The organism is Flavobacterium sp., assembly GCF_044373165.1.
In the GTDB taxonomy this organism is placed as follows: domain Bacteria; phylum Bacteroidota; class Bacteroidia; order Flavobacteriales; family Flavobacteriaceae; genus Flavobacterium.
This window is the reverse complement of record NZ_JBILQL010000064.1, coordinates 1-14,112: the sequence shown is the minus strand read 5'-3', so window position 1 is coordinate 14,112 and position 14,112 is coordinate 1. Positions and strand designations below refer to the sequence as shown.

Below are 14,112 nucleotides of genomic sequence, written 5' to 3'. Positions count from 1 at the left end.
TAAATAATGTTGGTCATTTGGTGAAGTAGTAACATCGTCGCCCGAAAAACAAAAATAAGTTTTGCCTTCGTCTAAATTATGGTTACTGTAAAACGCTGATTGGGTTTGAAGTTTACTCAAATCAAAATGCGACTCAAACTGTGGTGTACCGGTAATAACAATTTGATTTTCCTTGATATGCGGATAATAATACAAGAGTTCATCCTTCATGTGTTGGCTCCAAACAAAATAAAAATCTGTTTCTATAATTTTAGTGCCTTTGGGTAAATTATCCCAGGAGAAAATGAAACATGCCGTTGGTATCCCCAAGTCTTTTGCCGCTAAAAGAGGCGCAACACCTAACATAACACGTTGGTTGGTACAAAAAACAAAAGCCGGTTTTTCAGCCTTCAACGTGGCCAAACTGTCGTGGTATAATTTGGTCTTCCGTTCCAACTTATTTATTTTAGCCCTGATACTTCTCAAACCACGTTTGGAACTGTTTGCCAAGACTAAAAATTGGGTGTAAGCGTTTTTTAAAAACGACTTAAGACTGTTAATTTTAGGTGGGAAATTATAAGATAAGTAAACCTTGTCATTCGATTTTTTAATAAATTGTCGAAGTTCAAGAATTTTCAGTGCATTTTTGTATAAATCGGTCAAAGGATGTGACTTGGCCTTTTCGATTTTGATTTCTTCAAATCCTAAATCAGACAATTCAAAAGGTGTATTGTTCCAAAACACAATCTCATACCCTAAATCCTTTCCTTTGTTGTAAAAATTAGTGAACGCAAAATTGCGTAAACCAATACCATCAGGGAGCAGAATAAAGATTTTATTGTTTTTCATTTTTACCTTTTCAGACTCCAAATATCTTTATTTTAAAAGGAAAAAAAAAGCAAATAGAAAAAAGAGTTACGATAAATCTTTATTAATACCTATGGTTAACTCTCCCGACTCAATATAATGGAAATGGTACCGATCAAGTAGGGCGTAAATAGCTTCTCTGCACTTAAATTCATCGTGAATTTCAATGGCAATACACTTGGTTTTGGTTAAATAAGACACATCAGCATTGGCACCGGTAAAAACTTCTTTTTCAGAACCTTCAATGTCTATTTTGAGTATGTCTATTTGTGCTAATTGATAATTGTCAATCAAATAATTCAACGAAAAAGCCTGTAATTCGGCTGTGTTGTTAGTTTCTTCAACACGAATTGACCAATGATTTTTATCGCGAAAATCACTGATGATTTTTAAAAACGCATTCTGACTCCAAACGCCGCCTCTGACTTTTTCAACGGTTTTGATTTGGTTTAAATCAAAGTTGTCCGACATCAGCTGAAAATTGCTGCTGTCTGGCTCTACAGCTATAAATCGAGATTCGGGAAAATGTTTAGAGAGGAAGACTGTCGTTAATCCGATATTACTTCCGGCATCTATAATATTGAGCGATTTGGCATCCGAGAAATGCTTCTTGAAAATTGCCACTAAAGGCTGGTACTCTAAACCTTTGTAAATCTGACTAAACACATCCAAATCACTCGAAGGACGCTTACGGGTTTTCAACGTGACTCCCAATTTTGTATAATGCGCTGTAAATGTAGTAGCAGTCTCTTCTTTTAAAATTCCCTGATAACGAATGAGATGCGCATAATATTCGTTGATGGTACGCTCTTGTTGAGTAGTTTTTAAACGAAGAACACGCTTAATCAAATACCGTAAAACTCTTTTCTGGTTGGCCGCATCCAAACGGTGCAAGTGGACTAATTTCTGCATATTTTAACCCTTAAATTGATCTACCATACGCGCTGCTTTTTCCCAATCTTGCATCGTATCAATATTGACATAGCAAGCTGCATTACTTTCTATAAAAGCGATGGAATTGCCATAAAAACTTCCTGACTTGGCTACCTCGATTTTGGTAAGGTAGACCGAACCGTCACGGTGATACGCTTTCGGCAGCTCTTGTCTTCTAGAAATAATATGGGATTCGCCGGTGGCTATTTTCAATAAACCGGTTTCCCTTTCTTCAAAAGCCCAATGCGGATTGTATTCGTGAGGTATTGGCAAAACACTCACCAAACTATCAGCACCTGAAGCTATAAATTTCTGAATGGCCTCGTCGATAAAACCTTTAGCTCTAAAAGGTGTTGTTGGCTGCAACAAACATATTGCCTCAAAAAAAACACCTTGGCTCTCATAAAAAGCAATCGCATGACGCACTACCTCTATGGAAGCAGTATCATCCTGAGCTAATTCGGACGGACGAACAAACGGTGGCTTACAACCACAAACTTCAGCTGCTATAGCAATTTCAGCATCATCTGTTGACACCACTATAGCTGTAATTTTACTTGAAGCTTTGGCCGCATTAATACTGTATTCAATCAAAGGCATTTTACCCAATAACTTAATATTCTTTTTGGGGACACCTTTTGAACCGCCACGGGCAGGAATGATGGCTAAAATCTTCATACTACGAATTGGCTTTTCTCTTTTTTCTTTTGAGGTAAGTGGCCCATTTTTCTTTCAGATAGTACATTCTCATTTTAAAATTAGGATAAGGAAATATCAATTGCCCTCCACCGCACCAGGCTTGGGTTGAAAATGGTCCGCAAGCCGGATTCTTGTAATCGCTGAGCATTTCCGCATGCAATACTTTGGGAAATATTTTTTTCAGAGAAACTACTTGCAACGCCCTACCGCCTTCGATAAAAATAATTGTTTTGGGTGTACACATTCGTTTTACTTCGGCCAAGGAATCGTCTGAACCATCAATGATGATAAAATCAAAAAAGGTGTTTTGGGGAATTTGCTTTAAATCATTGTAAAGTTTAATTCTTTCTATTTGGGTGATGTTTTTCTTAATCGCATTTAAACAAAAAGCATTAGCTTCTGTGGCTGTATACTGTATATTTTCATAAGATTCTAAAACAGAATCTGCTATACAACCGATTCCGATTCCGACTTCTAAAACTTGTTGCAATTGAAAATCCTGAATTAATCTTGACACACATTTCAAGGCGTAATCGCTTGCTATGTGTTGATTCCCTTCAATTTTTGAAAACTTTAAATAGGTTTTCTCGGTTAAATGTTGCAGACTCATCTTAATACATTATGGTTTTATGAAATTGCAAAGGCAACTCTTTCAATAATTCGGCTATTCGTTCTCCCGCGTTTCCGCCACCGTAAACCTCGGAAGTATTTCTTATTTGATTTTGCAAAACTGAGGTAACTGCGGTTATTATTTCTTGCTCCTCATAAGAAACATCAATCACATTAACTCCCCGATCACGACGGTTTTGACGGGAGCCGATATTTACTACCGGAACACCAAGGTAAGCGCATTCTCTAATTCCAACACTGGAGTTACCAATCAATCCTTTGGAATGGTGTAATAAATTCAAAAAGTCATCTCCTTCCATATTCTTGAAGAAGTGTACGTTTTCCATTGTATACTTTTCACGAAACGATCGAATCCCGGTTGAAGTACCATCGGCACCTGCATCTACATTAGGCCAAAACCACAAAGTTGGCTGATTGATTTGCATGACGGCTCTCAGTGTAGCTTCGATATGACTGCGTGAATCTTGGTATTCATTGGTTACAGGATGTTGCATCACCACGAGATAACCGTTGGACAAATCGGGTTGTGACCCAACACCACCGTATTTTTGATACGGATTGAAATCAAGCGCTTTTTTTTGTGATACTGATTGGGCAATATCGATTGAAGGACAACCGGTGTTGAATACCATTTCGGGATTTTCACCTAATTTAATCACGCGTTGTTTTGCGTTTTCGGAAGCTACAAAATGATAATCCGCCAATTTAGTGATTGCGTGTCTGACTTTCTCATCTATATTACCGGTTACTTCTCCGCCTTGGATATGCGCCAAAGGAATATTCATATAAGAAGCAGATATTGCAGTTGCCATTGTCTCAAATCGATCGGCTACAGTAACTACTATATCCGGCCGAAGATTATCAAACACAGTTGACAACTCTAAGATTCCGATTCCGGTTGTTTTGGCGGCAGCCGTAAGGTTTTCACCTTCCAACACATTAAAGACCTTGGCGGCGATTTCAAATCCGTCTTTTTCTATATAATTTACCGCACTTCCATACCGATCAAGCAAAGCAGAAGCGGCTACTATCAATTGCAAATCCAATTCCGGATGCTTTTTAATAGCTGCTAATACCGTTTTTACTCGGCTGTAAGAAGGTCGGGCTGTAATCACTACAGCTATTTTTCTTTTATTACTCATATTAAATCTTCTTCGTTCAAAAAGTCCCATTGTGTCATTTCGGCTTTGAGTTTTCTGCCGATAACTTTTTGAAAATCGGTAACCGAAATACCATATCCTTTGGGTTTTTTACTTTCTAAATCACCAAAAGTCAGTGTATGTCCGGCGGGCAAATTCTTATTAATGGCCAATGATTTTTCAAAGATAGTCTTTAAAGATTGGAAAGATGCGTTATCATTCTTATTGACCGCTGAATTTTGAGCCGTATGAATTTCTGCGACAGCTTCAGATAATTGCTTGGTTTCTTCAATAGTCAAAGAGGCTATAGCATCGGGGCCAAACATACTTCTATGGAAAACCACGTGAAATTCGAGTATCTCGGCACCTAAAGCAACTGCAGCAATTCCGGTACTAATTTTAGCCGAATGGTCTGAAAAACCTATCGGTACTTGGTAACGTGCTTTCAGTTCCTGAATTACACCGAAGCCATATTGCTCGGGTTTTGTGGGATAGGCTGTAGTGCATTGCAAGATGGAAAAGTCGACATGCTTACTGTTCAGGAAGGCCACGGTTTGATCGAGTTCTTCAAGATTACTCATCCCGGAAGAAATGATAACCGGCTTACCGGTTTGGGCAATTTTTTCGAGCAACAAAAAATTATTGACTTCGCCGGAACCGACTTTATACATTTTTACGCCAACTTCTTCCAGCCAGTCTACTGCCAAATTACTGAATGGAGAACAAATAAAATCCAAACCAACAGCATCGCAATGTTGCTTGATGGTTTTCCATTGCTCCAGGGTAAATTCCATGCGCTTCCAATAGTCGAAACGTGTAGCATCTTCTTTAGAAAACTGAATCCTAAACGGTTCGTGTATACTGCTTTCTGCTTCGGCTATGTGCATTTGGAACTTGATCGCTTGCACACCTGTTTGTGACACGGCATCAATATAGGAATGCAAAATACCCAAACTTCCATCGTGAGCTTGCGCTATTTCGGCAATTAAATAGGGTTTGTTTTTCATTAAAAGACAATTGAAACGGTAGTAAAAGTAACTAATTTTCGGGTTTCCAATAAATTTTCGGTTCTTTTAATTTGGCATAATCCTTAAACTCTTGTGGCGTAAAAGCAGTTCGGTACTTGATAATTTTCGGGCTGACTAAAAGTAAATCCCATAAAGCGCCTAAAATGGGTGATAGTACTTTGAATTGTCCTTTCAAAATTTTGGTTTTCAATTGCATCCAAATCGAATACAAAAAGAATTGGATTACCTTAGGCAAAGGATAAAACAGGAATACATTATACCAGCCGGCGCGCAAACCTCGGCGATAACGCAATGTAAAATCTTGACCAAAATTTTTACGCTGTTTTAAATCAACTCTATGTTGGATAAAAACTTGCGGCAAATAATGGATTTCCCAATTATTTTTGAATAATTGCAAGGAAGCGAAACTCTCTTCTCCATAAAATTCATACCATTCAGGATAAGACGAAATACTGCGCCAAGCTTCCATTCGCCAGGCGTGACCACAACCTACAAAGCTTTTTACTCTCTCCGGTATAGCTTTGGTTTGATTGCTTTGAGGTGCCACTTTACTCCAAAATATTCGAAAAGCTATTAAACCGCACTTTGGATTTTTATTAAAGTAATTCTGAATGATTTCGAACGGATTTTGAGACAGAAAGTGTGCATCATCGTCTAAAGAAATCGCAACATCAGCTTGTGTTTCGTTTAGCATAATATTGCGACAATAGATATAGCCTCGTGAAGTTTCGTTTCGATGAAGCTTTATTTTGGGAAAATTGTTTTGAACAGCTTCACTGCTACCATCATCCGAACCATCATCAAAAACTACACATTCCACCTCAAGGTTTTCTAAGAACGAGTATACTTGTTCCAAAGTTAGGAGCAAATCCTCTTTCCTGTTTTTGGTGGCAATGTGAATGGCAAATTTCATTAGGCAATTGGCAAGTCATCTAAGACTTTCTTTAAAGATTTTTCATCACAATAATGGGTCAAATCAGGGCGATTGAGGGCGTATTGATGGGAATTTTGTTTCCAAAGTTGGTAGAGAGTTGTAATGTTAGCCTCAATTGTAGCCACGTCATTGGCTTCCGACCAATAAGGATAGTCCTTTCCGAGCAATCTTCTGACTTCGCTGTAGTAAGGACCAAGTACCAAAATAGGTTTGTCCGAAGCCACACAATTCGGAAATTTTCCCGGAAGAAAAGGACTAATCTCTGAAATAGCTTCCAGGATAATATTCACAGCTGCCTTCTTTTCTATGGCTTGAACGATTTTATATTCGATGTAATCGCTGATTGCGATATTAGGGTTGTTTTGAAATTGACTCAAGATATGCTCCTGCTTTTTATAACTGCCTACAAAATACAATTTGGCTTCATTTTTGGCCTGTGGATTTTTGGCTAAAAATTGTAAAAAGCCTTCTATAAGAAACTTTGGATTACGCTGTTGAAGCAAATTTCCGGCGTGTAAAAGCGAGAATTGATTATCCTCGAAAAATTCCGGTAAAGGCTGTTGTTCGGTAGCTACTTTAATTTGATGCGGAATGATACAGCTTTTGTCAGCTACTGCCGGAAAATAACTTTCCATCCATTCTTTCAGCAACAAACTAGGAAAAGACAAATACTGAGCTTTTTGGGTTATTTGGCGCATAAATTCTTCTTTGTGCTTATAACTTTGCTCAACAAAATTAAACGGTCTCGGATAAAAGTGAAACGGATACGGATCGTGTATGTATGCCATCCATTTAGACTGCAGTTGTGGCAATTGTAACATCGCACGATGTGGTCTAAAACTTCCGCCTTTACTGAGTGTTAAGATTAAATCGGGAGCGAAATGCTGAGCTTTGGCTATAGCTTTGGCTATAGTATGAGTATCGTTAGTATGGGTAAATGAAAATCCAAACCATCGCTCTAATTGTCTATTGATATAATTCTTTGAATAACGCTGAAAGACACGAATGATACGAGATAAAAAGTAGTATCCTGACCACTTATTTTCTTTAATCAATTCACAATCGATGTTGGGAAGTTGGATGTCTTTATAGGAATAATGCAATACTTTAATCGTAAATCCTGCATTGTGAAGATTGGTAATGAGTGCTACTCTTCCTTTAGAAGCACTGCTGTCTTCAACATTTATGGATTCGGATATTACTAAAATTCGCATTATTTAATCAGTTTCTTTTTTAATCGGTTTAAAGATAATCTTAAAGGTAAAAAGGCGTACAACACTCTCCAATATATTTGTTGCCCTAACGACAAATCTAATTTAGAAAGTATTTCGGAAAATAAATGATATTTTTTGTAGCCCAATGCCATTTGCACAAAGAAGCGCAAAAGTGAAGAAGTCATCATGTTTCTCTTGTGGAGATTATCTACAATTAACAATACCGCCTCTTTTTTGGAAACGACTCTCATTTCATTGCGACGAGAAAACTCACCGGTATTGGAATTATAGTGTTTTCGTCCGAAAAATAACGTTTTGTTTATCGAAACCCCTTGCACTCCCGAAGATAAAATGCGGGAATATAATTCCCATTCTTCTGCAAACATCAAGCTTTCCACAAAACGGTTTTGGTTGAAACAGCTCTTGCGCCACATTACTGCACAGGAATTGAACGGTAGTTTATACGTTAGCATTTTTTCAACATCCTTACTGTAAACAGCAAACTTGGTGTAATCCTTAGCATAATCAAATTGATACTCAAAATCACCGGTAAAAGCGGCGCGTTGGTAACGACAAAAAGCTATATCAGGATTGGAAAATTCGGCCACACAACATTCTAAGTTTTGCGGATGTACGATATCATCATCGTCAAAAAAGATGATGTATTGTCCTTGGGCTAAGTCTAAACCGAAGTTTCTGCAACCCGGTAATCCTTTTTGGTATTGTTCGGGTCTTTTATGGAAACTGAAACGAGTGTCTTTCTCCAAAATCGGTTGTATGACCTCGGCGGTATTATCGGTTCCACCATCGTCTATGATGTGACATTCCCATTCTTGGAACGTTTGGTTTTGTATGGATAAAAGGGTTTCTGCAATAAAGTGAGCTCTATTGTAGGTGGCCATAATAATTGAAACCTGAATATTGGTTTTGCTCATACTTTATACTTTTATCTTCTTTATTTCTTTGGAGAAGGAAACTATTCCTTTTCCTGTCAATCCATATATTACTGCAATAGCAAATAGTTTTGCCTTTGTAAAAAATCCTATTTTAGGCACCTGCCATAATTCTTGAAAGCAATATAAGAAATGTCGGTTTTCTAAAATCTTTTTGATAGTTTTCAAATAATTATCAAAAATATACTTTGTTAGCTTTTGTTCGTGGTTTAAATAAAAAAAAGCGATGTGTTTTCTAACTTGTAATTCTGATTTCAAGTGGTTAATTGAAGTTCTGTCCGTAAACTTTCCGGTGATAGAATCGTTGTGTATCAAAACTTTGAATACAATTTCATTAAGGTGAACCATCTTCAAATCAGGCATTGAAATGACCCGAAAGGTAAAATCTAAATCTTGTGCTCTGGTGAGTTTTTCATCGAAAAAAATGTTGTTGAGTAAAGTTCGTTTGTATAAAAACGTGGGCGTATTTAACGCCAATCGGCTTTGAGCATACTCTTTGAGTGGCATTTCTTTCAAATTGGTATTGTATTCTTTCGAGGTGGTATTGCTTTCGGGATTGTATTTTATAAATCCGGAAGAAACCACATGGGCATCAGGATGTTTGATTAAGGCGTCGATTTTTTTTTGTAAAAAACTATCAAACATTATATCATCACTGTCAAACCAATTGATGAAATCGCCTTTGCTGTAGTTAAACCCTAAGTTCCTGCAAGTATTGGCGCCTTTGGGTTTGTTTTCAGGTCTTTTAAAAAACTGAAAACGGCTGTCTTGAGAACAAAATTGGGTTATGACTTCTTCAGAATGGTCGGTTGAGCCATCGTCTACAATAATACATTCCCAATTTGGATAGGTTTGCTGCCTTATACTATTGAGCGTTTCTATAATGAGATTCGCTCTGTTGTATGTTGGGATAATTATGGAGACTAAAGGTTGAGACATTTTTTTTGGCTTTAAAAGTCTAAGTAAGTTTTACCAACGGAGGCACTCTTGGCACGGTGTAGAATGATTTGCTCTTTTAACTGCTCCAACCTATTGAGTTGTTTTTGTGCTCGTAAGGCTTTTTGCCATTTAAATTTCAATACTTTTTTTAATCTAATCTTCTTTAGCTCTTTTATTATTTTTGAATATTCTCCATCAAAAGATTTATTGATATTTGAAAGTCTGAGTTTATATTTGCGTTCAGCCATTGCAAAATATTGTTTTGAAAACGGTGCTATTTTGGGAGATTTTCTATCCTCTCTGTCATGGATTAAAAAAGCATCAGAAACAACCCCAACTTTTAAACCATGATACAATACCCGATGACAATAATTGTCATCTTCAGCATAATGAAAAAAGAGAGGGTCAAATCCACCGACTTGGTTAATACATTTCTCGGACAAGAGCCAACCGGCAGCGTTGACAAAAGGAACACTATAAACCGACTGTATATTTTTATTTAATACAAAATCAGAGAAAAAATCGCTGTTTTCAGTATGATTCATATACTTTGAAAAACTTAAATCCAACTGGTTCTGTTTTCCATTGATATGAATTGGGCTTAAGATACCATAATCGGGGTTAGCCTGCTGAATTTTGAATAACTTGTCAAGACAATCATCAATTAAATAAGCGTCTTGATTGAGTAAAAAAACAGTTTTGGCATTTAACTCTAATGCCTTTGCTATTCCAACATTATTGGCCTTACCAAAACCCAAATTTGTTTTTTGAGTTAATAATATTACTGAAGGAAAGTTCTCTTGGATGTATGTTACACTATCGTCTTTAGAGGCATTATCAACCACAATAACAGGATAAGACGAAGTGCTCTCTAAACACTTTTGTATCCACGGCATTGCGTTGTAAGTCACTATTATGATATGTATATTGTTATTTGTCATTACTCATCATTAATTCGAGGTTACTATAAACCATCTGTTTTTGAAGTAATAATTGTTGACTTCTTAAATCAAAATTCCAATTTTCGTATAAAGGGACAATTTCTTCCAGAGATTCAAAATCAATACATCCCATCGCTTTGTCGGTCCAAGTTTTGAGGTACGAATCCAATTTTGTTAAATTTTTATTCAAACCAACATAAGGCTTGCCAAAACTTTGTGCTGTAATTAATCCGTGTAGACTAGTACCAACATACAAAGAAGCGTTACTTATGGCAAACATTATATCATAGATATTTTTAGGTTTGACTAACAAAAAAGAGGCATCTAATTTATAAATTTTATGTAGAATAATATCATCCTCATGTCCAGGTGCTAAGCCTATTGGACAAAGCACTACTTCTAAATTTAATTTTTCCCCAATGCTTTTTAATTGTGTGGTAAATTTTATCAAATCGGTCGGCGATTTATACCTACCTAATTGAAAAAAAAGGTATTTTTTGTCTTTTAAGTTTTTCAAATCCGTTTTAGCATACAAACTTTCTTGAGAAAAAATATCTGACATTATGATTGCTGAGTCGGGAACTAACTTTGGGTCTAAACCAAAAAGCTTCATAGAATCATAGCTTCTTTGATCTCTGACTGAAAGCAGGGAAGATTTTTTTAACGTTTTTACTAATGCAATGTTTTTAGGTTTCTCTTTATTACCAAAAAAAACACCGCCTACAGAACTAAAAAATAAATTTAGATTATCATTCTCTAATTCATCCAATGAAGGACAAAAAGGAATGGCTACTTTATTATTTGACAAAACGATTTTGGCAAAATCAATTTTAGCATTAAGTTTTTTGAAATATCGGTTTTTTAATAACCTATAGTAAATGGGACTGATGTAAGAATAGAGTGTTCGCCATTCCGTAAAAAAAACTTCTCCACCGCCAACTACAACACTTCCTCCAAGCAATTTAACCTGTTTTTGAAATGATAAATAAGATGCTGTAGGTAAAGCACCAAATTCTGAAAAATCAGACTTTACTACTGCATAGTTAATAAAAACAGCTTGTGGATGTCTACTTTCTAAAACACTTTTAAATAGTATTGGAAACAATAAATCTCCGTAATTGATTCTATCAGAAGCACTTAAAAAATGAACTATTTTTTTATCTCCATTCATAATCACAATAAAATCCTTTATTCCAAGACGGTAAAATTCCGGTATTATAAAAATCACCCTTTTCGCAAATTAACCAAATAGCTTCTTGGGCGTAATCTAAAGTTTCTTTTCCTTCTCTAAGATAGGCATTGATATAATAATTACCTTCAATTAAAGGCCATTTAGGGATTGTTAAAATAGCCTCATCTGTTAAAAGTGGTGTCAATAAACTTTCTGTAGAACAATGAAATTGCGGAACATCGTCTTGGTTGTATATGCCAATACCAAAATGAATCGGTTTTTTTAAACCGGGTGAGTCAATTTTGATCTTAATATTTATTGTTTCTCCGGAAAGAATTCTGTCAACTTTTTTAAAGTCTTTATTCAAAATGGTAATATCCTTTATTTTTATATTTCTGGGAGAAGTCTTTTGGTGCAACGGCTTGAAAAAGCTGTTAATCTCTTTATTTGAAGTATAAAAATCAACGGCTGCTTCTGAATTACCTGAAAAAGCAAACTGTCCATTTTCTAACACTATACCTTTTGAACAAATATTCTTTACTGAGGCCATATTATGAGAAACAAAAAGTACTGTTCTACCTTGTCCTTTACTAATATCACCCATTTTTCCCAAACATTTTTTTTGGAATTCGGCATCGCCTACTGCCAAAACCTCATCCACAATAAGAATTTCACTTTCTAAATGTGCGGCTACAGCAAAGGCTAAACGCACATACATTCCGGAAGAATATCGTTTCACCGGCGTATCAATATAGCGTTCCACTCCGGAAAAATCGATAATTTCATCAAGCTTGCGGGTGATTTCCTTTTTGCGCATCCCAAGTATTGCCCCATTAAGATAAATATTTTCTTTTCCGGTTAGTTCGGGATGGAAACCGGTTCCGACTTCAAGCAAACTGGCTATTCGACCTTTGACCTTAATTTCACCGGTAGTTGGTCCTGTTACTCTGGATAAAAGTTTCAGCAAAGTACTTTTTCCGGCTCCGTTTTTACCGATAATCCCAACAGCTTCTCCTTGATTGATTTCAAAATTGATGTCTTTTAACGACCAAACAATATCACTTTGTCCTTTAATACTTCGGTCATTGGTTTCCCCTATCTTAAGAAAAGGATCTTCTTTACCCATGACTTTTGTGATCCAAAAACGCTCAATATCGCGCGAGATGGTTCCGGTTCCGATTTTACCTAATTGATAGGCCTTGGAAAGATTTTCGACTTTAATTACAGGACTGCTCATTAGACGGTATCGACAAAGTTTTTTTCTGTTTTATTAAAAATGATAATTCCTAAAAACAGCATGATTAAAGTAAATACAACCGAGTAACCGATACTCCATGCGGTAAATTCGCCCTTGCCTAAAAAAGCAAAACGAAAAGCTTCAATGATACCGGTCATTGGATTGAGTTGTATGTATTTTTTGTAAGCTTCGGGAGCGGCACTTAAAGGATAAATTACTGTAGTAGCATACATAAGCAATTGCACTCCAAAGGTTACTAAAAAGGATAAATCTTTGTATTTGGTAGTAATAGCAGTGATAATTAAGCCAATCCCTAATCCCAAAAAAGCCATTAATACAATCAAAAAAGGGAAAAAAACAATTGCATATGTTGGATGAAAATTGGCACCTTGCAATCCAAAATAAATCATAACTCCAATAAATAAAAGCAATTGCACACTAAATCGAACTAAATTACTAACTACAATACTCAAAGGCATAATTAAGCGAGGAAAATAAACTTTTCCGAAAATATTGGCGTTATCTCTGAAAACGGTACTGGTTTTAGTTAAGCAATCGGAAAAATAATTCCAAGCCGTAATTCCCGAAAGGTAAAAAAGAAATTTAGGCAATCCATCAGTACTGATTCCGGCCAGTTTACCAAAAACCAGTGAAAATACTATAGTAGTAAAAATAGGTTGTATAAAAAACCACAATGGTCCTAAAACCGTTTGCTTGTAGAAACTAACAAAGTCTCTTTTAACAAACAAAACCAATAGGTCTCTATAGTGCCATAAGTCTTTGAACTTAACATCAAAAAGTGACGTATGCCCTTTGATTACCAAATCCCAATCCTGTGAAGGGTTGTCATTTTTCATGAATACCTTTTGATTTTTCAGTGTAATGAATAGTTGCAAATATATAAATTAGTAAAGTCGTTTTAAAGGAAAGAAATGATTAATTTGATTATTCTTCTTTAATGCTTAGAAAAATGAAATATTGACTAAATTTGTTGTCTTAAAATAATACAAACTTGCTATCCATCCTAAAGAAAAAACCCATTTTAAAAGACCTGATTCCGCCGAATTATGTGGATATACATTCTCATTTATTGCCGGGAATTGACGATGGCTCGAAGTCGGTTGAAGAGACAGAAAATTTAATGTCACAAATGAATGGTTTAGGAATAAGGCATTTTATTACAACACCACACATTTATACTAATGTTTGGGACAATACAGAAGCGATTATTACAGAAAATTTAAAAGCAACGCAGACTGAATTGGCTGGCAAAGATTGCTTTTCTTCTATGAAAGCGGGTGCCGAATACATGATTGATTCGTTTTTTATGAAGCGTTTGGAGACTGAGCCATTGCTGACCTTAAAAGACAATTATTTGTTGGTAGAAATGTCCTATTTACATCCACCGATACAACTTTTTGAAATACTTTTTGAAATACAACTAGCCG

Annotated in this window: 14 protein-coding genes and 1 pseudogene; 1 reads left to right on the top strand and 14 read right to left on the bottom strand. The window is 36.0% G+C overall.

Features of this window, described 5'->3' with window-relative positions; genetic code table 11:
• The 14 genes and pseudogenes from ACIQ32_RS08865 to ACIQ32_RS08800 form a co-directional block, all read right to left on the bottom strand.
• Window positions 1–828: pseudogene (locus ACIQ32_RS08865) on the bottom strand (UDP-glycosyltransferase); the annotation flags it as partial.
• A 66-nt stretch (window positions 829–894) separates the two neighbouring features.
• On the bottom strand, window positions 895–1,758 hold the full coding sequence (locus ACIQ32_RS08860; protein WP_396195330.1) for an FkbM family methyltransferase: 864 nt from the start codon (window positions 1,756–1,758) through the stop codon (window positions 895–897).
• Between the two features lie 3 nt (window positions 1,759–1,761).
• Window positions 1,762–2,457 (bottom strand): cytidylyltransferase domain-containing protein, encoded by a 696-nt coding sequence (locus ACIQ32_RS08855; RefSeq protein ID WP_396195329.1) that lies wholly within the window; start codon window positions 2,455–2,457, stop codon window positions 1,762–1,764.
• 1 nt (window position 2,458) lies between these two features.
• Window positions 2,459–3,088 carry a hypothetical protein gene (locus tag ACIQ32_RS08850; RefSeq protein ID WP_396195328.1) on the bottom strand — a complete coding sequence of 210 codons (630 nt, stop codon included), beginning with the start codon at window positions 3,086–3,088 and terminating at the stop codon, window positions 2,459–2,461.
• Between the two features lies 1 nt (window position 3,089).
• Window positions 3,090–4,250 (bottom strand): UDP-N-acetylglucosamine 2-epimerase, encoded by a 1,161-nt coding sequence (gene neuC, locus ACIQ32_RS08845; protein ID WP_396195327.1) that lies wholly within the window; start codon window positions 4,248–4,250, stop codon window positions 3,090–3,092.
• A complete protein-coding gene (locus tag ACIQ32_RS08840) occupies window positions 4,247–5,254 on the bottom strand; it encodes an N-acetylneuraminate synthase family protein (protein WP_396195326.1) in 1,008 nt (335 codons plus the stop codon). Before ACIQ32_RS08840 ends, neuC begins: the two co-directional genes overlap by 4 nt.
• A gap of 31 nt (window positions 5,255–5,285) precedes the next feature.
• Window positions 5,286–6,188, bottom strand: coding sequence for a glycosyltransferase family 2 protein (locus ACIQ32_RS08835; protein WP_396195325.1), 903 nt, complete (start codon window positions 6,186–6,188; stop codon window positions 5,286–5,288).
• Window positions 6,188–7,423: a UDP-glycosyltransferase gene (locus ACIQ32_RS08830; RefSeq protein WP_396195324.1), complete on the bottom strand. Its 1,236-nt coding sequence runs from the start codon at window positions 7,421–7,423 to the stop codon at window positions 6,188–6,190. The genes ACIQ32_RS08835 and ACIQ32_RS08830 overlap by 1 nt, the downstream gene beginning before the upstream one ends.
• Window positions 7,423–8,358 (bottom strand): glycosyltransferase family 2 protein, encoded by a 936-nt coding sequence (locus ACIQ32_RS08825; protein WP_396195323.1) that lies wholly within the window; start codon window positions 8,356–8,358, stop codon window positions 7,423–7,425. The genes ACIQ32_RS08830 and ACIQ32_RS08825 overlap by 1 nt, the downstream gene beginning before the upstream one ends.
• A gap of 3 nt (window positions 8,359–8,361) precedes the next feature.
• On the bottom strand, window positions 8,362–9,315 hold the full coding sequence (locus ACIQ32_RS08820; RefSeq protein WP_396195322.1) for a glycosyltransferase family 2 protein: 954 nt from the start codon (window positions 9,313–9,315) through the stop codon (window positions 8,362–8,364).
• 11 nt (window positions 9,316–9,326) lie between these two features.
• Complete coding sequence (locus ACIQ32_RS08815; protein ID WP_396195321.1) at window positions 9,327–10,256, bottom strand: glycosyltransferase family 2 protein; 930 nt, start codon at window positions 10,254–10,256, stop codon at window positions 9,327–9,329.
• Window positions 10,246–11,427, bottom strand: coding sequence for a polysaccharide pyruvyl transferase family protein (locus ACIQ32_RS08810; protein WP_396195320.1), 1,182 nt, complete (start codon window positions 11,425–11,427; stop codon window positions 10,246–10,248). Before ACIQ32_RS08810 ends, ACIQ32_RS08815 begins: the two co-directional genes overlap by 11 nt.
• Window positions 11,414–12,664: an ABC transporter ATP-binding protein gene (locus ACIQ32_RS08805; RefSeq protein ID WP_396195319.1), complete on the bottom strand. Its 1,251-nt coding sequence runs from the start codon at window positions 12,662–12,664 to the stop codon at window positions 11,414–11,416. Before ACIQ32_RS08805 ends, ACIQ32_RS08810 begins: the two co-directional genes overlap by 14 nt.
• The gene (locus tag ACIQ32_RS08800; RefSeq protein WP_396195318.1) at window positions 12,664–13,521 is read right to left on the bottom strand and encodes an ABC transporter permease; all 858 of its coding nucleotides are present in this window, start codon (window positions 13,519–13,521) and stop codon (window positions 12,664–12,666) included. The genes ACIQ32_RS08805 and ACIQ32_RS08800 overlap by 1 nt, the downstream gene beginning before the upstream one ends.
• Window positions 13,522–13,676: 155 nt before the next feature.
• Here ACIQ32_RS08800 and ACIQ32_RS08795 point away from each other — a divergent pair.
• Window positions 13,677–14,112: CpsB/CapC family capsule biosynthesis tyrosine phosphatase (locus ACIQ32_RS08795; RefSeq protein WP_396195317.1), on the top strand; the 436-nt coding region annotated here is incomplete at its 3' end.

Excerpts from the sequence above, each read along its gene's own strand:
- ACIQ32_RS08825 (WP_396195323.1), bottom strand. The coding sequence starts at position 8,358 with ATGAGCAAAACCAATATTCAGGTTTCAATTATTATGGCCACCTACAAT.
- ACIQ32_RS08820 (WP_396195322.1), bottom strand. The coding sequence starts at position 9,315 with ATGTCTCAACCTTTAGTCTCCATAATTATCCCAACATACAACAGAGCG.
- ACIQ32_RS08830 (WP_396195324.1), bottom strand. The coding sequence starts at position 7,423 with ATGCGAATTTTAGTAATATCCGAATCCATAAATGTTGAAGACAGCAGT.
- ACIQ32_RS08835 (WP_396195325.1), bottom strand. The coding sequence starts at position 6,188 with ATGAAATTTGCCATTCACATTGCCACCAAAAACAGGAAAGAGGATTTG.
- ACIQ32_RS08810 (WP_396195320.1), bottom strand. The coding sequence starts at position 11,427 with ATGAATGGAGATAAAAAAATAGTTCATTTTTTAAGTGCTTCTGATAGA.
- ACIQ32_RS08805 (WP_396195319.1), bottom strand. The coding sequence starts at position 12,664 with ATGAGCAGTCCTGTAATTAAAGTCGAAAATCTTTCCAAGGCCTATCAA.
- ACIQ32_RS08855 (WP_396195329.1), bottom strand. The coding sequence starts at position 2,457 with ATGAAGATTTTAGCCATCATTCCTGCCCGTGGCGGTTCAAAAGGTGTC.
- ACIQ32_RS08850 (WP_396195328.1), bottom strand. The coding sequence starts at position 3,088 with ATGAGTCTGCAACATTTAACCGAGAAAACCTATTTAAAGTTTTCAAAA.
- ACIQ32_RS08840 (WP_396195326.1), bottom strand. The coding sequence starts at position 5,254 with ATGAAAAACAAACCCTATTTAATTGCCGAAATAGCGCAAGCTCACGAT.
- ACIQ32_RS08800 (WP_396195318.1), bottom strand. The coding sequence starts at position 13,521 with ATGAAAAATGACAACCCTTCACAGGATTGGGATTTGGTAATCAAAGGG.
- neuC (WP_396195327.1), bottom strand. The coding sequence starts at position 4,250 with ATGAGTAATAAAAGAAAAATAGCTGTAGTGATTACAGCCCGACCTTCT.
- ACIQ32_RS08815 (WP_396195321.1), bottom strand. The coding sequence starts at position 10,256 with ATGACAAATAACAATATACATATCATAATAGTGACTTACAACGCAATG.
- ACIQ32_RS08860 (WP_396195330.1), bottom strand. The coding sequence starts at position 1,758 with ATGCAGAAATTAGTCCACTTGCACCGTTTGGATGCGGCCAACCAGAAA.